Source organism: Bacteroides sp. GD17, from assembly GCF_038448625.1.
Taxonomy (GTDB): domain Bacteria; phylum Bacteroidota; class Bacteroidia; order Bacteroidales; family Bacteroidaceae; genus Bacteroides.
The window spans coordinates 167186-185431 of record NZ_JBCEZS010000005.1 but is presented as its reverse complement, the minus strand read 5'-3'; the positions used below and the strand labels follow the sequence as shown (position 1 = coordinate 185431).

18 protein-coding genes are annotated in these 18246 nt (G+C 40.1%); 16 read left to right on the top strand and 2 right to left on the bottom strand.

The genetic code is table 11. The features are described from left to right. Positions 1-20: 20 nt before the first annotated feature. Both AAE250_RS09825 and AAE250_RS09820 read right to left on the bottom strand, forming a co-directional pair. Positions 21-1172 (bottom strand): MFS transporter, encoded by a 1152-nt coding sequence (locus tag AAE250_RS09825; RefSeq protein WP_294597947.1) that lies wholly within the window; start codon positions 1170-1172, stop codon positions 21-23. After that, positions 1165-2124 carry an ROK family protein gene (locus AAE250_RS09820; RefSeq protein WP_294597946.1) on the bottom strand — a complete coding sequence of 320 codons (960 nt, stop codon included), beginning with the start codon at positions 2122-2124 and terminating at the stop codon, positions 1165-1167. Before AAE250_RS09820 ends, AAE250_RS09825 begins: the two co-directional genes overlap by 8 nt. 330 nt (positions 2125-2454) lie before the next feature. Here AAE250_RS09820 and AAE250_RS09815 point away from each other — a divergent pair, with 330 nt between their 5' ends. The 16 genes from AAE250_RS09815 to AAE250_RS09740 all read left to right on the top strand — a co-directional run bounded on the left by AAE250_RS09815 (position 2455) and on the right by AAE250_RS09740 (position 18131). After that, positions 2455-3381 (top strand): TIGR01212 family radical SAM protein, encoded by a 927-nt coding sequence (locus AAE250_RS09815; RefSeq protein WP_294597945.1) that lies wholly within the window; start codon positions 2455-2457, stop codon positions 3379-3381. A 60-nt stretch (positions 3382-3441) separates the two neighbouring features. Next, positions 3442-4641 (top strand): FprA family A-type flavoprotein, encoded by a 1200-nt coding sequence (locus AAE250_RS09810; RefSeq protein WP_294597944.1) that lies wholly within the window; start codon positions 3442-3444, stop codon positions 4639-4641. 76 nt (positions 4642-4717) lie between these two features. Beyond that, positions 4718-5530: a glucosamine-6-phosphate deaminase gene (nagB, locus tag AAE250_RS09805; protein ID WP_294597941.1), complete on the top strand. Its 813-nt coding sequence runs from the start codon at positions 4718-4720 to the stop codon at positions 5528-5530. A 728-nt stretch (positions 5531-6258) separates the two neighbouring features. Continuing rightward, positions 6259-7302, top strand: coding sequence for a hypothetical protein (locus AAE250_RS09800; RefSeq protein WP_294597939.1), 1044 nt, complete (start codon positions 6259-6261; stop codon positions 7300-7302). A gap of 446 nt (positions 7303-7748) precedes the next feature. Then, positions 7749-8912 (top strand): hypothetical protein, encoded by a 1164-nt coding sequence (locus AAE250_RS09795; RefSeq protein ID WP_446715747.1) that lies wholly within the window; start codon positions 7749-7751, stop codon positions 8910-8912. Positions 8913-9231: 319 nt separating this feature from the next. Continuing rightward, positions 9232-10311 carry a 6-bladed beta-propeller gene (locus AAE250_RS09790; protein WP_294597935.1) on the top strand — a complete coding sequence of 360 codons (1080 nt, stop codon included), beginning with the start codon at positions 9232-9234 and terminating at the stop codon, positions 10309-10311. Positions 10312-10552: 241 nt separating this feature from the next. Then, positions 10553-11692: a 6-bladed beta-propeller gene (locus AAE250_RS09785; protein ID WP_294597934.1), complete on the top strand. Its 1140-nt coding sequence runs from the start codon at positions 10553-10555 to the stop codon at positions 11690-11692. Between the two features lie 331 nt (positions 11693-12023). Further along, entirely contained in the window at positions 12024-12260 is a 237-nt protein-coding gene (locus AAE250_RS09780; protein WP_342288884.1) for an NVEALA domain-containing protein, read from the top strand. 58 nt (positions 12261-12318) lie between these two features. Then, positions 12319-13302 (top strand): BF3164 family lipoprotein, encoded by a 984-nt coding sequence (locus AAE250_RS09775; protein ID WP_342288883.1) that lies wholly within the window; start codon positions 12319-12321, stop codon positions 13300-13302. A 269-nt stretch (positions 13303-13571) separates the two neighbouring features. Next, entirely contained in the window at positions 13572-14069 is a 498-nt protein-coding gene (locus AAE250_RS09770) for a hypothetical protein (protein ID WP_294597931.1), read from the top strand. An 11-nt stretch (positions 14070-14080) separates the two neighbouring features. Beyond that, positions 14081-14380: a hypothetical protein gene (locus AAE250_RS09765; protein ID WP_294597928.1), complete on the top strand. Its 300-nt coding sequence runs from the start codon at positions 14081-14083 to the stop codon at positions 14378-14380. Positions 14381-14549: 169 nt separating this feature from the next. Beyond that, a complete protein-coding gene (locus tag AAE250_RS09760; protein ID WP_294597925.1) occupies positions 14550-15653 on the top strand; it encodes a 6-bladed beta-propeller in 1104 nt (367 codons plus the stop codon). Next, complete coding sequence (locus tag AAE250_RS09755) at positions 15650-15904, top strand: NVEALA domain-containing protein (protein WP_294597922.1); 255 nt, start codon at positions 15650-15652, stop codon at positions 15902-15904. The genes AAE250_RS09760 and AAE250_RS09755 overlap by 4 nt, the downstream gene beginning before the upstream one ends. Positions 15905-16057: 153 nt before the next feature. After that, a complete protein-coding gene (locus AAE250_RS09750; RefSeq protein ID WP_294597920.1) occupies positions 16058-17206 on the top strand; it encodes a 6-bladed beta-propeller in 1149 nt (382 codons plus the stop codon). Between the two features lie 47 nt (positions 17207-17253). Then, a complete protein-coding gene (locus tag AAE250_RS09745; protein ID WP_294597917.1) occupies positions 17254-17910 on the top strand; it encodes a hypothetical protein in 657 nt (218 codons plus the stop codon). Then, positions 17907-18131 carry a DUF1573 domain-containing protein gene (locus AAE250_RS09740; RefSeq protein WP_294597914.1) on the top strand — a complete coding sequence of 75 codons (225 nt, stop codon included), beginning with the start codon at positions 17907-17909 and terminating at the stop codon, positions 18129-18131. The genes AAE250_RS09745 and AAE250_RS09740 overlap by 4 nt, the downstream gene beginning before the upstream one ends. Positions 18132-18246 lie beyond the last annotated feature (115 nt).

Sequence of the window (18246 nt, the reverse complement as noted above, 5' to 3'; positions counted from 1 at the left end):
TTTTTAAAAGGGTGAATAATTTATTTTTGTGAACGTTTGAACAAGAAGAACATGATGACAAGCGAAGCAATCATCAGATAAGGATAAAGTCCGATGCCGTCGGGACGTTGAGAAACGACTCCCATCAGTCCGTTCATGGTCGTCTGTCCCACCAGGGCTATGGCGAGTGCCACGCTGAATGCTGTGCCCGACAAGGAGGGATAGCGATTACCCAGCACGCTCAGTATCACGGGATAGGTGGCCGATAATCCTGCGCCTACTATTGCCATGCCGATGGCTGCGCGTATAAAGTCCGGCGAGAAAGCCAGCAGGCAGAAGCCTATGGCAGTCAGGGTGAGACTGTAAGGCAACACCGTTTCCGGTTTTACTTTTTTGAAGACTACCACTTGCAGCATACGGGCTACGGTCAGTCCTGCCACCATGCAGGTCAGTGCAATCAGTGCCCGGTCGGCAGGGATGTCGGTCATTTGGCCGAAGTAGCTTGTGGACCAGTTGTTGCACACTCCTTCAATGCCGCTCTGGAAAAAGAGGATGAAACTGAGCAGTAACAGGCTGCTTTCTTTCAGCAGTCCCAATCCTTCCTTTATCGGGAAGCCTTGTGCCTGCTTCGGCGCCGGGAAGCGTACGGGAATACAGAACAGGATTCCTGCCAGCATCAGTACGCCGATACCTTGCAATATCGTTTCGAAAGTGTAGTACTTGGCCAGTGCTCCCAGCAGCATCGGGATGCCCAGTGCTCCCAGTCCGTAGAACATACCCAGGAAACTGAGCTTCGAGCCTTTCTCTGCTTCGCCGGATATATCGGCCACTAATGCGTTGGTTTCACCATTTAAGATACCGCCTCCTAAACCGATGCCGACAATGGAGGCTTGCAGCAACGGGATGTTCTCGAAGAAAGCAAGCCCTTCCATACCCAGCAGTACGATGATACAGCTGGGTACCAACAGCGCCTTATGCCCGAAACGGTCGACGATAGGTCCGAAAATCAGTGAACCGACGAGCATGCCTAAAGGCAGGAACGTGACGAGCGAAGTCGTCTGCAGCCCGCTCAGGTCCAATTTTGTGATAAGGGAGGGTAGTACCGCTCCCAGTGTAATCATTGAAACTCCGAAAAAACACATCCCGATGCACGCTGCGGTGAATACGAGATTCTTGTGATAACTGTTACTCATACAAATGGTTTTTGATGGCAAGGAATGCTGCTCCTATCAGCCCGGCATTGCCGGACAACTGAGAAGGTACAAATTCCACCTGCTTGATGCTGAGCGGTTGTGCCCATTTGCAGGCTTCTTTGTAAATGTCATCTATAAAGATAGAGGCGGGACCGAATACACCTCCGCCCCAGATAATCTTCTGCGGGTTGAGCAGGCTGACGAAATTGGCCGAAGCCATGCCCCACATCTCCACCGCTTTGTGCAGTACGGAGACGGCAATCGGATCACCTTCATTGTAAGCGCTGAACACATCGTAAGCCGAAATGCGGCAGATAGGCTTCTGGCGCAACTTTCCTTTGTAGGCTTTATTGGCGCGGACGGCATCGCGCACCCTGGCTCCGATTCCGTTGCCCGAGGCGTAGTATTCAAAGCATCCGCAAGTGTCATATTCTTCTTTGTAAGGAGGTTGCAGTGCCATCCAGCCGGTGGCGCCGATAATGTCGTTGGCACCGTGCAGCACATGTCCGTCAATGATGATGCCGGCACCGATACCGGTTCCTACGGCAACGAACACTGCGCTGTGGCAATCTTTTGCCGCACCCTGCCACATTTCTCCATACATATAGCAGGTACGGTCACTGTCGATGTATATTTCTATTCCGGGAGGAGTGACGCTGCGCAGCTCTTCGTAAAGAGGATAATTTTCCCATCCGGGAATATTGGGCGCCCATACCCGGTTGGTCTGCGAATAGACGATGCCGGGGATGCAGATTCCTATACCGTCGATGTGTATGCGGCTTCTGCGTGCTACGGTGAGGAGTTTGGCGAGGATATCTGCGGCGAGTTTTCCTACTTCGTGCCCGGTTCTTCCTTTCAGAAGCCGTTTACGGTTGAACATCATGCTCCCGTCGGGTAGGAAAATGGCGCTGGCTATTTTGGTGCCGCCTATGTCCAATGCAATTGTTGCCATGGTGTTGTAGTATTTATCAGGTTGATTCACTAAGGTTGTATGCAAAGCTATGAATTTATTTCAATCTTCATGCATGCGGATCAGGGAATTTGTGTGTAAAACATGTAACCGATCACTAAAATATATTTAATGAAATAATGCTGATGTGTATTACCGGTATTATAAATGCTTTAAAATCAAATAATGAAACATTTTTTAGTGCAGCTTAATTTGCGATAGTTTGTGTTTGTTAACAGATGAGGGCTGCCGATGTATTAGTGGTAATTTATCAATGTGTACAGAACCTGTTTCAGTTAAAATCCTTATATTTGTCACTAAATAGATTTATGTATGGCTATAAGACCTCTTTACAACGAATTTCCTTTGTTTCTGAAGCGTTATTTTCCTTACAAAGTACAGAAAATATCGTTGAATGCCGGCTTTACCTGTCCCAATCGTGACGGGAATAAAGGTTATGGCGGTTGCACCTACTGTAACAATCAGACCTTCAACCCCGATTACTGCCGCACGGAGAAACCGATTACCCGGCAATTGGAGGAAGGCAAGCAGTTCTTTTCCCATAAATATCCCGAGATGAAGTATCTTGCCTATTTCCAGGCATATACCAATACCTACGGCGAACTGGAAACGTTGAAGCGGAAGTACGAAGAAGCCTTGTCGGTAGATGAAGTAGTGGGGCTGGTGATCGGTACCCGTCCCGACTGCATGCCCGATGATTTGCTCCGCTATCTGGAAGAGGTTAATAAACATACTTTTCTGCTGGTAGAGTACGGTATAGAAAGCACCTGCGACGAAACCCTCAAGCGTATCAATCGCGGGCATACCTTCCAGACTACCATTGATGCTGTGGAGCGGACTGCTGCTTGTGGCATCCTGACCGGCGGACATGTCATCCTCGGACTGCCGGGCGAGACGCACGAACGTATTGTGGCACAAGCCGGTGCCTTGTCCCGTCTCCCCCTTACTACCTTGAAAATGCATCAGTTGCAACTGATACGCGGCACCCGCATGGCTTTGGAATATGAGCAGCATCCGGAAGACTTCCATTTGTTTGATGTGGAAGAATACATCGCTCTTGTGATAGACTATATCGAGCATCTCCGTCCCGACCTGATATTGGAGCGCTTTGTCTCCCAATCACCCAAAGAACTGCTCATTGCACCCGACTGGGGGCTAAAAAATTATGAATTTAACCACCGGGTACAAAAAAGAATGAAAGAACTTGATGCATATCAAGGAAAGAAATATGAAATGTGAGAAAAAAGAATTATTTTTGCCACCGTTAGAATATGGAATCAATCTAAATAAAGAATAACAATGAACCCAAAAACAGTGATAAAAGGAAAAATCCACTACGTGGGAGTGAATGATCGCAATAAACATTTGTTTGAAGGAATGTGGCCTTTACCTTACGGAGTTTCTTACAACTCCTATCTGATAGACGATGAAACCGTAGCATTGGTAGATACGGTGGACATCTGCTATTTCGAGGTGTATCTTCGTAAAATAAAAAGTATCATAGGCGATCGCCCCATCCAATATCTTATCATCAACCACATGGAACCGGATCATTCCGGCTCTATCCGTCTTATCAAGCAGCATTATCCCGATATCATTATTGTGGGCAACAAGCAGACTTTCGGCATGATCGAAGGCTTCTACGGCGTGACGGGTGAGCAATATATGGTGAAAGATGAAGACTTCCTGGCTTTGGGACACCATAAGCTCCGCTTCTACATGACGCCGATGGTGCACTGGCCCGAAACGATGATGACTTTCGACGAAACGGAAGGCGTCCTTTTCTCCGGCGACGGCTTCGGCTGTTTCGGTACGTTGGACGGTGGTTTCCTCGATACCCGCATCAATCTGGACAGATGCTGGGACGAGATGGTGCGCTATTACTCCAATATCGTAGGCAAATACGGTTCTCCGGTACAGAAGGCGTTGGCAAAGTTGGGCGGTCTGCCTATCTCTACCATCTGCTCCACTCACGGACCGGTGTGGACGGAGAATATTGCCAAGGTTATCGGCATATACGATAAGTTGAGCCGTTATGCTGCCGATGAAGGTGTAGTAATAGCCTATGGCAGCATGTATGGCAACACGGAGCAGATGGCGGAAGCTATTGCTGCCGAACTTTCTGCGCAGGGCATCAAGAATATCGTGATGCACAATGTGAGCAAGAGTAATCCTTCTTATATCTTGATGGATATCTTCAAGTATCGCGGCCTGATTATCGGTAGTCCTACTTACAGTAACCAGATTTTCCCGGAAGTGGAATCCTTGCTTTCCAAGATACTGGTGCGTGAGGTGAAAGGCCGTTACCTTGGTTATTTCGGTTCCTTCTGTTGGGCAGGTGCTGCCGTGAAGCGTATGGGAGAGTTTGCTGAAAAGAGCAAGTTCGAGATCGTAGGCGACCCGGTTGAAATGAAACAGGCCATGAAAGACATCACCTACGAACAATGCGAAAACCTGGCACGTGCTATGGCGGAGCGTTTGAAGAAGGACAGAGGATAATTGAAAATTAAGAATTAAAAATTAAAAGTTGAAATAGAAATTACCCCTAATTTATTAACCTAATAAAACAATCACAATGAGACTAATCATTCAGCCGGATTATCAATCCGTATCAAAGTGGGCAGCACATTATGTTGCCGCAAGAATCAAGGCCGCTAATCCGACATCTGAAAAACCGTTTGTACTGGGATGCCCCACCGGATCTTCTCCTCTGGGCATGTACAAAGAACTGATCGACCTGAACAAGAAAGGCATCGTGTCTTTCCAACATGTGGTAACTTTCAATATGGACGAGTACGTAGGCTTGCCTAAGGAGCATCCCGAAAGCTACTACTCTTTCATGTGGAACAACTTCTTCAGCCATATCGATATCAAGCCGGAGAATACCAATATCCTGAACGGCAATGCTGCCGACCTGGATGCGGAATGTGCGCGTTATGAAGAGAAAATCCGTTCCTATGGTGGCATCGACCTCTTCATGGGCGGTATCGGTCCCGACGGACACATCGCTTTCAACGAACCGGGTTCTTCTTTATCATCACGTACCCGCCAGAAGACGTTGACTACCGATACGATCATTGCCAACTCCCGCTTCTTCGACAACGACGTGAACAAGGTTCCCAAGACTGCTTTGACGGTAGGTGTAGGCACCGTGCTCAGTGCCAAAGAAGTGATGATTATTGTAAACGGACATAACAAAGCCCGTGCCCTTTATCACGCAGTAGAAGGTCCCGTAATGCAGATGTGGACTATCAGTGCTCTGCAGATGCACGAAAAGGGTATCATCGTTTGCGATGACGCCGCTACTTATGAATTGAAGGTAGGTACTTACCGTTACTTCAAGGATATTGAAGCAGATCATCTTGATCCGGAAGGCTTGCTGAAATAAGCAGATATACTGGTGAACAAAAGGCACATTGTCTGCAAGACTTTCAAGTCGGGCAAGCAATGTGCCTTTTTGTTATTTTAAAAGCTGACTGTAGTTTTTCTATGATATTACCAGCACTCCAGCACGATTTCTCTCTATCCATTTATTCATCGGCGTTTCAGACCGTGTAGGATGCGTGTAGGTAGCGTGACGGTAAATGGTTACCGTCACGCTTTTTGAGGTGAATATTTAGCTGATTGTTGTTGTAACTTTCTTATATACAGCTATTATACTCTATTTTTGTAACTCTTCCTGAACTGTGCCAAAATAACTTCTATTAACACGAAAAATAGGGCTTTTCAGCCTTTTCTTTGCGCTTTTGGGCCGAAATGAGGTAGGAGAATGCGCATTTGCTTCGTTTGCTTTGTGCTTTTGCCTTGTGTATAATTCCTTTTTGGCCTATCTGCTTCTTCGTCCTTCAGCTTGGGGCTGTTCGGGGGACGGTCGTGGGCTGTATAGCCCTCGTACAAGAACCGTTCGGCCCGAATCCGAAGGACGAAGAAACAGATAAGGCTGAGACGCAAAACAGATAGGGGAAAACTGTATTTAGGACGTTCTGTTCCTTTGTTTTTCCTTTACATTCCGGATGCCTGTATCAGGGAAAACTTTTGTTCTGTCAAAATAGTGTCTGGTGGATAGAGTAATACATTTTTTATTATCTTTGAGACTTCTATAATAGTAAACACATTATGGAAATAAAGAGAGAGGATTTAAAACTACTAAATTTGATAAATATGAAAGGATGTTATTACTTATTCATCTCCTTATTCTTGTGGGGGTGTGCAGGAGAGAAGAAACAGAGTGTAGAATATGCCGATGCAACATATAAGTTGCTGGATGATGAAATAGCGACAACTATGCCGGGGACTTTGCGTGTTGCAGGTGATTTTTTGGTTTGGGAAGATCCCTTTGCGCGTGATTATTTTGTACGTGTGCACGAAAAAGCAACCGGGCGTCAAGTAGGAGCGATGGGAAAAGTAGGAGAGGGACCTCGGGAGTTTGTAACGGGAGGTATTAATGGAGCATGTATAGACAATCGTTATTTTGCTATGGATATAAATGGTAAAACAAGGGGATTCTTGTCTATTGATAGTTTGGTGCAGGGGAAGGATCCATTTGTGCCGTTGACCGATCAGGAAAAAGCATCCCGGCCGCCTATGCCGGAATTTGCAAAGGATTTGTATATAGGTATTACAGATGACGATGCGGAACATTGTTTTGAAGCCCTATTACATGGTCAGGCTTCTTCGTTTGGCAATTATCCCATTCCGCAAGTGAAACAATATTTAGGGGGAGAGAGAGAATATAATGCATCTCGTGGGGTATTTGTCTATTCTTGTTATGATTTCCCTTATTTAGCATTGTATCAGCAGGATGAAGATGAATTTTCATTGGTGTGGGAATGGAGAACAGATGATGACGAATACGAGATTCGGAACAATGAGATACTTTTTGACCGCAGGGTAAAAGGCGTTCGGGGACTTTGTATGAGTAAGGATTTTATTATTACATTACAACGAGACCGTAGAACGGATGATACGGATGAATCTACAGTGGGAAGAGATGCAAGCAAATGTCCTCGTACAGTTTTCTTGTATGATTATGATGGAAATTTAGTGAAGATTGTTGATTTAGGTATTCCCGTAATGCGTATTGCTGCAGAAAGCAAAGATAACACGTTGTATGCTATAGGGGTGAACCCTGATTTTGTGTTGGTAAAGTATGAATTGTAGAATATTGGTTGGTATAGTGTTGGGGAGTATGTCACTTCTTGTCGGTGCATGCCGACAAGCCACTCGTGTATTACATAACAAGTTGTGATTATGAGAAGTTTTATAGTAATACTTTTTCAGCATTAATACTTTTTTCTTGTGAAGATTCCAAGAGGAAAGGAGTTGCTGCTTTGTTACAAGGATGGGAGGGGAAAAAGTGAATTCATATTATCTGTTGGCGAAACTTTATACAGAACCGGGTTTTGAGCAGCTGGACAGGTTTGAGGCGATGAAACAGATTGTCCTGACAAAGGAACTGTCTGTGTCGAATTTTAAACGTTTTATGATAGATATTAAACCTTCAGCAGGATTTCAGTACACAAGGTTTGCTGTTGATGTGTTTTTGAAGTATTCATAATTTTGCATTGGTGTTTTTTGCTTGGTATCTTTGTAAAAATAAAGCATAGGTGGCATCGATGACTGTGAAAAGATGGGTATTATTAGGGAGTGGAACTCTTTGTGTGATAATTACGGCAGTGTATTTACATCTGCTGTGGGATGATTTTTCTCAAAAACGGCCAAAGTGGGATGCATTGGCAAAGGAAACGTTTGTGGAAGCGTTGAGTCTGGAAGTGAAGAAAAGAGGAGATGTCCCTATACAAGTGATATCTGTCAATTCTCCTAATAAGCAAATGTTGGAGGCACCGGTTCCTGAGTCTGTAACCTTGACCAGTGAGTATGGGACACGGATCTACAAAATTCCGAGAGAGAAGTTTGAGCATAGTCTTGTTAAAGAAGGAATTAAGAGAATGCTGCTTAGTATATTGCTCGAAAAATATCCCATTTCAGTGGATACATTGAATCTGCATTGGGATAGTTTGTTGCTCGAAAAGGGTATTATTGCGGACACTCGTATCCGATATTCTGTGACCGATTTGTTGGAGCAGACCATTGCTGTTTATTCAAGAAAAGAAGAAAAGCACGTACATGCAGATAGTTTATTATCCTGCTATATGGGGACTCGTTGTGAAGTGGAAGCAACCGGTTTCATCTCTTATAATCGGTGGGAAATGTTTGGTTGGCGACAGTGGATTATATTGTTCCTCCTTTGGTGTGTTTTTTTCTTTTTTATTCTGATATACGAGCGTTTGTTATCTTATTTGCGGTGTAAGTTTCGGAAGAAAGAAATAGTAGTCAAGGAAAAGGAGATTATAGTTGAAAAAGAAGTCATTGTGGAGAAGAAAGTTCGCTCTGTGGAGGTGGATGCGAAGAATGTGAGGCTTTATGAGTTGGAAGATGGCGTATTTTTTGATTCGGAGAATATGACCTTATTCAAAGAAGAAGGCGGAATAACGAAAAATGTGGCTCCCCAAATATCTATTCTCTTGAAGTTGTTTCTTAATGCAGAAGGATATCGTCTGACAGTGGAAGAAATAGATAGGGAAATATGGAACGGAACCGGGGATGCTGAAAAATTGCATACGTTGATGTACCGTTTGCGGAAAACCTTGAAAGGAATTTCTTCTTATGTTGTAGCTTTTGAGGGTGATGGGAGTTATCAACTAAAAATCCCCATTTCATCGAGGAAAAAGCCGTCTCGGAGCCTGAAAGACGCGACTAACCATTACTGATATTCCCCGAAAATACACTTTGGTCACTAATGGTCAGTCATTAAATTTTGAGCGTATATTACTTTATGCGTAAGTTTGTCCGTCGAAAATCAGCACAGAAGTATTGTGTGTGAAATATCTAATACGAATATTGAAGATGAAAAAGAGAGTTATTGTAGTCGGTCTGTTTGCAGTTTGTGCATTTACTGCATTTCATGGGTTTAAATACGATGACTGCTCTTCTAGTGATTGCTAATGTATGATTAATTTGTGAGATTCGAATTATGAGCTCGTTTTTGACTCATAATTTGAATCTCTAGTTAGCTGAAATTTTAATATTATGGGAAAATATTATCTTGTTATAAGTTTATTGCTCTTCACAACATTCTCTTGTTCTAATCGTGAGAAGGTATTAGATACTGAAAAAGTACTTCATCTAGAGAAACCTAATTTTGAGAATTGGGCATCTTTAATTCATTTGGAAGAAGTGATCTGTTTGGATGAGAATGAGGACTCCTTACTCACTATAGCAAATAAATGTTTGATAAGTGATAAACGTATTTTGTTTTGGGATTATAAAATGAAATGTGTGTATGTGTACAATCGCCAAGGAAAGTTTTTATGTACAATAGGCCGTCAAGGAGGTGCAGATTTTGAATGTGTAGACTTACGTGATATTATATTTTCTGGTAGACAAAATGAAAGGATAGAACTGCTTGATGTAACAGGAATTCTTATGTATGACACTGAAAATTGTAGTTTTATTAAGAAAAGCAAACTTGGCATGTCTGATATAACTATGTATTATAAATTTATTCATCTTCAGGATGATGATTATTTGTTTTTCACGGATGTGGGAGAGTATTCCATCTATAATTGGGATGGCACAAAATTGCACGGCTTAAGAAAAAGGGAAGGATATCAACTTATAACCAATCGTTTCTGTACTTATGGAATGACTAGTTTGGTTGCACCTGATTATGGTCGGTTTGTTATTGATGAGTTTACAGATGGGCTGCTTACCCCTAAATACTATCTTGATTTTGGTAGTGAAGAATTGCCTGAGAGAGAGCTGCCGATAACGAGTAGACAATTTGAAAGAATTGATCGGATAGAAGAATATTTTAAATCAATAGTGGATGTGAAAGAGAGTGTAGATTGGCTTTATGCTAAAGTCGTTGGTCCGTCACAAGTTTATTATGACATATATAGTAATAAAAAAAACGGAGCATTGTGGGCCGGCCCTGCAGATATGAAGTTAGGCTTAAGTATTGTCACTATAGAAGGCAATTCTTTTTGGGGAATAATATATCCGGAGTATCTTTCAGAGGAATCTTCTTTTTATGCTACTGTTCAGAAGTATATAGATAAAGAAAAATTAGTTCCTATTCTTGTAAAGTTTGGCGTGTATGAAGAATAGATTGTATTTAGCTCTTTTCTTGTTGTGTCTTGCTTCATGTAAACAGTTAGATAAAGAACGGCTTGTCAAGTCCGTATTGAATGGGTGGATGGGTAAAATTATCATAATACCTGATTCAACATGTTTTTCATCACGGAAAGAATAACTTTTATATTAACCCATAAAAACAAGGAAAAAATGGGAAAGAAACTGTAACATGCCGTTATGTTTACTAAGTAGATAATCTTAATTTATTTAGACTATGAAAAAGTTTAATTTTATAATAGCAATATTTGTTCTGCTCACTTGTTCCTGTTCCCCTTCCTTGCAGAAAGAGGTCTCTCCTGCCAATGTCGTAGACATAGATATAAGCAAATGTGAAGATCTGGATGCCGAAAAGTATTTTGACAAGATTAGGTATGTAGCATTGGAAACCACTACAGACGCACTTATCGGCGAGTTTACCAAAATATATCTGACGGATGGATATATCGTTGTTTTCGATCAGAAATCAATGGCTGTTTTTCTGTTTGGTGCCGATGGCAAGTTCATCAGGAAGATTGGCGAGAAAGATGAAGGACCGGATGAATATCTGTTTATAAATGATATTCAGTTTGACAAAGAACAGATGTTGATATTTGCGCATGAGAGATTCCAAAATTGTATCTATACTTATGATTTGGAAGGAAATTTGCTGGATAGAAGTCAGAAAGCAGTGGTCCACTTCAACTCCTTCTTCAAGAGCAAAGAGGGCGTTTGGGTATATAGTTGTTTTAGCAAGGATAATCCGGAACATTATAATCTGACCCTCTTAAGTGCTGATTTGCAGAATATAGAAAAACAATATTTTCCACAAAGTGAATTTGTAAATGTAACATTCTCTTCTACATTTGTATGCGATGGGCACGGAAGGGTATTTTTCTACTATCCGTCGAGCAACATCATCCATGAGATTATCGGTACGGATGTTGAGCCTTTTCTGCAAGTCGATTTTGGAGATGCTACATTACCCTATGACAGGATTGTCAAGACAAGGAATATGGAGGATTATGACAAGCTGCTTTCCGCAACAGATTACTTGGGAAACATCAACCGATGTTTTGTGAATCGTGATAGGCTTTTCTTCTCATTTTCCGGTGTAGGATTGGGCACATCAAACAGTTACAACTGTTACTATGACCTGAACTCGGGGGAAAGAAACGTGTTCAGCAATCCTTTTATGCAGCCGGCTAAATATCCCATCTCCACAAACTTATTGTATGCCACGGACACCATACTGGTTTATCCCGTTTATCCGTCTATATTTTCAGAAGACAGCTTTGTTGAACTGAGTAAGCAACTGTCCACCGATATACAGTTTGATTCTAATCCTATTTTAGCAATCTGCCCATTGATGAAATAATTTGTTAAGTGGAAATGCAAAATAAGTAAGGAAACCCTATGACGAAGAAGCTGAAACAGATGCCGAAGTGGCTGAATGGGATTGTGAACCTGGCTTTCTATTGTGCCTGCTCTAAAGGTATCATTAGCTAAAAATCCCCATTTCATCGAAGAAAAAACCGTCTCGGAGCCTGAAAAGCAAGACTGACCATTACTGACATTCCCCGAAAATACACTTGGTCACTAATGGTCAGTCATTAAATTTTGAGCGTATATTATTTTATGCGTAAGTTTGTCCGTCGAAAACCAGAACAGAAGTATTGTGTGTGAAATATCTAATACGAATATTGAAGATGAAAAAGAGAGTTATTGTAATCGGTCTGTTTGCAGTTTGTGCATTTACTGCATTTCATGGGTTTAAATCAGAAAAGAAGGTGAATGACCTGCTTCTTATGAATGTAGAAGCATTGGCGTATGACGAAAGTGATGTCCCAATAAGATGTGCCGGGACGGGAAGTGTGGATTGTCCCGGAACACAAATTAAAGTTCAGTACGTAGTAGTAGGTTATAGCCTTGAAGAACTTTATTAAAATATTGTCCCTATTTCTTTTGCTGGCAGCATGCACATCTGCGCCAGTGCAAAAAGGAATGTTTTATGCCGATTTTCCGGAAACACTGGAACTGCGAGGCGAGACAATTCCGTTGGACACCGCTTTGTTCCGTTATCCTTTTCGTGTTCGGGTGCAAGGTGATAAAGCTGTGGTGCTTGATTTGCATGGAGCGGACCATTTCTTTCAAGTTTTCCATTACCCCGATGGAATCTATTTGACTTCTTTCGGCAAGCGGGGAGATTCTCCCGAAGAAATGGTTTCTGCCGAAAATATTCGATGGAATAGGGGATTTTTGTGGGCACTCGATGCAAATAAGTCAGAATTGGTTAGGTTTGGATTTGCTTTGTCCGGTGATTCACTACTTCGCCAAGAAGCAGTACCCCTGGATAAAGAGATTCTTAGGGCGTTGGATTTTGTGCAATACGATGATTCTGCTTTTATCGTTCCCGATTATTCGGGGAATAGTCGTTTCTGCATGGTCAATCGACAGGGTAAGTTGCTTCGCAAGATGGGAGCTATACCCTCTGTCGATGAAGATGCTTTGAAGAATGCCCGTCCTGCCTTGGCGCAGGCATGGCGTAGCTTCATCGACTATAATCCCCGAAACGGGGTGCTTGCCGCAGTGACCCAACTGGGCGAAGTAATCGAAGTCTATAACCTGAAGGACAGTACGCACGTGGTACGCATCGGCCCACACGGCGAACCGGAGTTCCAGGTTTCGCAAGGCTACGGCATACCTACGGGCATCATGGGATTCAGTGATGTACAGGTTACGGACAGTGCCATCTATGCGGTTTTCCACGGACGTTCGTTCAAGGAAATTGCACGAAGTGCACAGAAAGGCATTGATTTGCCGGACGGCGGACAGTACATCTATGTGTTTAGTCTGTCGGGTGAACCGCTCCGCAAGTATGTGCTGGACCATTATATATATGGTATAAGTGTGGATGAGCAGAGAGGCATTATCACAGCTACGGATGTGAACAAGGACGAGCCGATAATAAAGTATAAAATGAAATAAAATAAAGGAACGGATGGTTAACGTTTATTGGATATTGCGCACCATCCATTCCATAACCCACTAAAGAAAGGAGGTCACGGCAAAGGTACATATTTAATTTGAAGAAGCAACGTGTTTGCTTTTTCCGTTGAAACGATAGATACGGATTTTTATATAAGAAAGTAAAGTTGATGTGTAAGACCTATTTTAAAAATAACATTATGAAGTATATGCTAATGTTCTTTAAATCTGTTTGCTTATTCTTGTTTCTATTATCTATAAGTGGATGTATGGAAAAACATTGTAGTAATATTAAGGAAGCGAGCAAGTGGAAAGGGAAACAGTTAATTCTTCCAGCGAAAAATTGTTACTCGCAATTTGGGCGTGACTCTGTTATTTATGATATAGCTAATTCCTCATATAAAATATTAGTGCTTATAGGTAAAGAGGAATGTATTAGTTGTAAGTTCAATATTGGTAATTGGAAAAATCTTATTTTAGAAGTTGATTCCATAACTTCTTCTAAAACAGAGTTCATTATTATTATGGAACCATTATACCAACGTGAGATCTATACAATGCTAAAATCATACAATTTCTTAACTCCCATTTGTATAGATAATAATTGCTTGTTTAGAAAAACTAACAAAATGAGTGATTCCGAATCTCACGTTTGGTTAGTTGATCCCAATAATAGAATTATTAATATAGGCGATCCTACTATCAATAAGAATGTTTACAATGATTATTTAAATATGATAAATAGTCACTATTTGTTTAACGATTAATTAATTTACTTATGAAAAATAAAAAACTTTTTTTGCTTAGTTGCTTTTTTTTATCTATTTGCAGCTTTTTTACAGCATACAAATATCAAAACTTGGAAGCTTTCTCCAATTTAGTCTTGCAAAATATTGAATCGTTAGCACAAGAAGAAGGAAGTGACCATGGGAATATTGATTCTACATTGGAACCATATTATAAGCAAAGTTCTAAAGTTATATGGATTAAAGGTGCTAATGTCTCTACTATAGTTCCATGCTGTGAGAGTGTTTCTAGTAAATATAGTGGGTGTGCAAAAGGATTAGATCGTTGCTAATTCAAGAAAGTGTATCAAAATTTGATATCTATAGAGTATTCTTTCATATAGAATAACATGAGGGGGGCTGGTATGTTAATGTATGCTGAACTTCAGATTGTTTTTTAATGAGGGTAAAATATAATAATAAATTTTGATACAACTTCTTATTTGTAAAATACATATAAATATGAAAAATACTGTGTCGTTTTTTGTGCTGGCTTTGTTGTTGCTAAGTACTTTCTTCTCTTGTCATTCTGCTTTTGATGAGGCAGTAACATACACTGCTTATTTAAGTAATCCAAAGTCGAATTTGTTTTTGTCAACTTTTACGAAAGAAATGCACTCTGTGAAACTTCAGCTTCCATCTCCGTATTTTTGGGGAGTAGTGGATGAAGTCGTTTTAAAGGATGATAATTATTTTGTTGTAGATAAGAGGCAAAATATCGTATTTCGTTTTGCTAAGGACGGCACATTTCTTAATACTATAGGGAAAAGGGGGCAAGGCCCTGGAGAATATGCATGCATGAGTAATTTTTTTGCTAATGACACAAGTGTTTTTGTGTGTGATATTGGAGCAAGAACCATCTATAATTTTTCATTTGATGGAAAATTTTTGAATACTGTAAAAATGTCACATGCACTTGTTTTTGATGATATTGCAGTATTGCCTAATGGACATTTCCTGTGTCACCGCCTTTCTGATGATGAAAATGGTAGAGGGGTATGGACTACAGATCAATTTAGTGGAAACAGAAAAGAAGTGCTTGAATATAAACAAGGGAGTCCATATATTCATTCTGATTGGAATACTTTATATACAAAAAGTGATGGTCAAATTCAGGTTTATAATCCTGCTGATGGAAGTTATTACCAAATGAATTCGATGGGCGATACTGCTGTAAAAACAATGAAATTGATATGTGACAGAAAAATGTTAATTGATTTAGAATGCTCAGATAGCGAAATGCTCAAAACAAAGGAAAAATGCGCTTATTCTCCTTTCACGATTGATGGTGAGAACTACATATTGTCTTTGTGGTTTATGTTTCCTGAGCATCAAGTAGCATGGACGATATGCCGAAAAAGAGATGGAAAGGTGGATATTGGATCTTTGCTTAAATTGGACATCTCGGGATATACTGAAATTGGACGTCCGGTTTCATCAAATATTCCTAATACATTAGTGATTGTATATACAGATGAATTTCCAAAAGAACAGTTCCCTGATGCTTATAAATCTATAGAATTAAATGAAGGAGTAGCTGTATTGAGTTTCTTAGAACTTAAATGAAACTTTTTGCGATTTTGATGGTCGCTGTAGTCGCAACATTTGCAGGCTACAATCTTTATCAGTCACAGAGAATGGAAACGATGTCGGACTTGATGCTGGCCAATGTGGAGGCATTGGCTGATAATGAAAGTGCTGATGACTATGATAGAGTGGATAAAATTACAACTGATTATACGGATCCTAAAACAGGGAAGAAAAGAACAGTAATTACTATTGTGTGTGATGGTTCAGGATTGTTATCTTGTGAATAAATGGACTATAAGGCTGATATAGTCTTGGATGATATGAGGGCATTGTTATTTTTTATTTGAAATTTGTTAAAGATAAAAATAGAAAAACGATTACTAACGAGCCCTCATGTATTTGTATTATTAAAAAAATAGGAGTAGGCTAAAATATTTATTATGAAAAAAAATACGCTGATTATATTATTGACTTTTTTGGTACTTTCATGTAATCAAGGTGTACGCTCTGATAAACTGGTAGATTGTGTTACAATAGAAGTACCCTTAAGCAGGGAGGATTCACCTGAAATATTTGATTCTCTTTTTAAATTTAAACGTCTTGTTGCTTTAGAAACAAATGCTGAGTGTCTCATCAAAAGAGTGTCAAAGATTGTATTTTATAAAAACAATATTTATGTATTGGATGGCAGGGAGAGAAAAATATTTACTTTCAATGATAAAGGCGATTTTTTGAAATGTTATAACCATTTGGGACAAGGGCCAGGTGAATATGTATCTCTTGTGGATTTTACTGTCAAGAATGATACTTTATTTTTGTTAGATGGATCTGGGGCTCAATTACTACAATATAGTTTGGCTGATTCATTACTGTGTACACTAAAGATTGATAAGGCTGAAGGTCTTTATGTTTTTTCAAATGGAAAGTTTGCACTGAATAGGAAATTAGGTTTTGCAGACAGGAACCCGGATAATTCTTATCGTAGTTATGCTTTTTATGATAAGAGTAAGAAAGTCTATGATAGGATTCCGTTCAATAAGCATTTATGTGGATATTCATTTACACATGGTGAAGGTGCAAATAATTTTTATACTTATGATGATTCAATTTTTACCTTGTTTCCATTTAATGATACAATCTACTCAGTAAAGGAGAATGGTGATTTAAATCCCTATATAGCAGTGCAGATAGGTAAAGAACACATAAGCCTGAGTGATGATAGAAAGCAAGTTGATAAACTGAGAATAGAAGGTATAACCCCTTCTATCCATGCTTTTTATAAGTGGAATGAATATTTGTTTTTTGCCTATTTTTATAAAGATAAACCAAGTAAATGTGTTCTCGCAAAAGAAGATGGCAATATATTATACCATAGTTCTTTGACGTTGGATGAAAATTTGTTACCAATTCATGCTGTGGCTTATGATACGGATGATACAAACAAATTATTATTGAGTGTAATGCGCCCATTTGAAATATTGCCAATAGCTAAAAGAAATTCAGAGAAAAGTAATATTTTAGATGAATTGGCCGACAAGTGTTTGGAAGACGGTAATCCGATATTTGCTTTTTATGAACCGAAGTTTTGAGAAAGTATTACTTTTTTATTTATTGGTAAGTTTTAATTATGCAATGTATGGGAAAATGGGGTATAAGTTTACTTTTGTTATGTGGGCTACTTATGGCCTGTAGTGGAAGTAATCGAAGGATGGTTGGACAGACTTTGACGGAGTGGATAGGGAAAGAGATGTTTTATCCTTCTGAGATGAATTTCACTCTATTAAATAAAGATCTAACGGAAAATTGTTTTAGAAAGTCCTCTTTTACGATTCTGAATTATGTAGATTCTACTGGATGTACTAGTTGTAAATTGCAATTATCAAAATGGAAAGCGTTTATATCTGATTTGGATTCTATATTTGCAGGAGAAGTGCAGGTTCTTTTTTTTGTTCATCCAAAGAAAAAAGAAGAGATAGAATTCTTTATAGAAAGAGATATGTTCAATTATCCTATAATTTTTGATGTAGGCAATCACTTCTATTCTATGAATCAGTTGCCAAACAAATCAACTTTTCATTGTTTTTTGTTAAATTGCAGCAATAGAGTTTTAGCAATAGGAAATCCTATTCATAATCATAAAATAAGAGAACTGTATTTGAAGATAATTAGGGGTGATAAAGTGGAATTGGAGGGCAATAATATAATCATAAGGACCAAAGTTAGTATGGATAAAACCATTGTTTCTTTGGGTGATTTTGACTGGCAAAAAGAGCAAAAAGTGACTTTTTTTTGAAGAATATAGGTAACAAGCCTTTAGTGATTGAAGACATGAACACCTCTTGCGGTTGTACTGCTGTAGAGTACTCTAAAGAACCTGCTCTACCGGGAAAGGAGATAGCATTGAATGTGACTTATAAAGCCGATCATCCCGAACATTTCAACAAGACGATAACCGTATATTGCAATGCAGATACTTCTCCCATTGTTCTGAAAATAAGTGGAAATGCAAAATAAGTAAGGAAACCCTATGACGAAGAAGCTGAAACGGATGCCGAAGTGGCTGAATGGGATTGTGAACCTGGCTTTCTATTGTGCCTGCTCTAAAGGTATCATTAGCTAAAAATCCCCA

Bases quoted from the DNA above. Each gene is read 5' to 3' on its own strand.
- AAE250_RS09825 (WP_294597947.1), bottom strand. From the start codon at position 1,172: ATGAGTAACAGTTATCACAAGAATCTCGTATTCACCGCAGCGTGCATC.
- AAE250_RS09820 (WP_294597946.1), bottom strand. From the start codon at position 2,124: ATGGCAACAATTGCATTGGACATAGGCGGCACCAAAATAGCCAGCGCC.
- AAE250_RS09815 (WP_294597945.1), top strand. From the start codon at position 2,455: ATGGCTATAAGACCTCTTTACAACGAATTTCCTTTGTTTCTGAAGCGT.
- AAE250_RS09810 (WP_294597944.1), top strand. From the start codon at position 3,442: ATGAACCCAAAAACAGTGATAAAAGGAAAAATCCACTACGTGGGAGTG.
- nagB (WP_294597941.1), top strand. From the start codon at position 4,718: ATGAGACTAATCATTCAGCCGGATTATCAATCCGTATCAAAGTGGGCA.
- AAE250_RS09800 (WP_294597939.1), top strand. From the start codon at position 6,259: ATGGAAATAAAGAGAGAGGATTTAAAACTACTAAATTTGATAAATATG.
- AAE250_RS09790 (WP_294597935.1), top strand. From the start codon at position 9,232: ATGGGAAAATATTATCTTGTTATAAGTTTATTGCTCTTCACAACATTC.
- AAE250_RS09785 (WP_294597934.1), top strand. From the start codon at position 10,553: ATGAAAAAGTTTAATTTTATAATAGCAATATTTGTTCTGCTCACTTGT.
- AAE250_RS09780 (WP_342288884.1), top strand. From the start codon at position 12,024: ATGAAAAAGAGAGTTATTGTAATCGGTCTGTTTGCAGTTTGTGCATTT.
- AAE250_RS09775 (WP_342288883.1), top strand. From the start codon at position 12,319: ATGTTTTATGCCGATTTTCCGGAAACACTGGAACTGCGAGGCGAGACA.
- AAE250_RS09770 (WP_294597931.1), top strand. From the start codon at position 13,572: ATGGAAAAACATTGTAGTAATATTAAGGAAGCGAGCAAGTGGAAAGGG.
- AAE250_RS09765 (WP_294597928.1), top strand. From the start codon at position 14,081: ATGAAAAATAAAAAACTTTTTTTGCTTAGTTGCTTTTTTTTATCTATT.
- AAE250_RS09760 (WP_294597925.1), top strand. From the start codon at position 14,550: ATGAAAAATACTGTGTCGTTTTTTGTGCTGGCTTTGTTGTTGCTAAGT.
- AAE250_RS09755 (WP_294597922.1), top strand. From the start codon at position 15,650: ATGAAACTTTTTGCGATTTTGATGGTCGCTGTAGTCGCAACATTTGCA.
- AAE250_RS09750 (WP_294597920.1), top strand. From the start codon at position 16,058: ATGAAAAAAAATACGCTGATTATATTATTGACTTTTTTGGTACTTTCA.
- AAE250_RS09745 (WP_294597917.1), top strand. From the start codon at position 17,254: ATGGGAAAATGGGGTATAAGTTTACTTTTGTTATGTGGGCTACTTATG.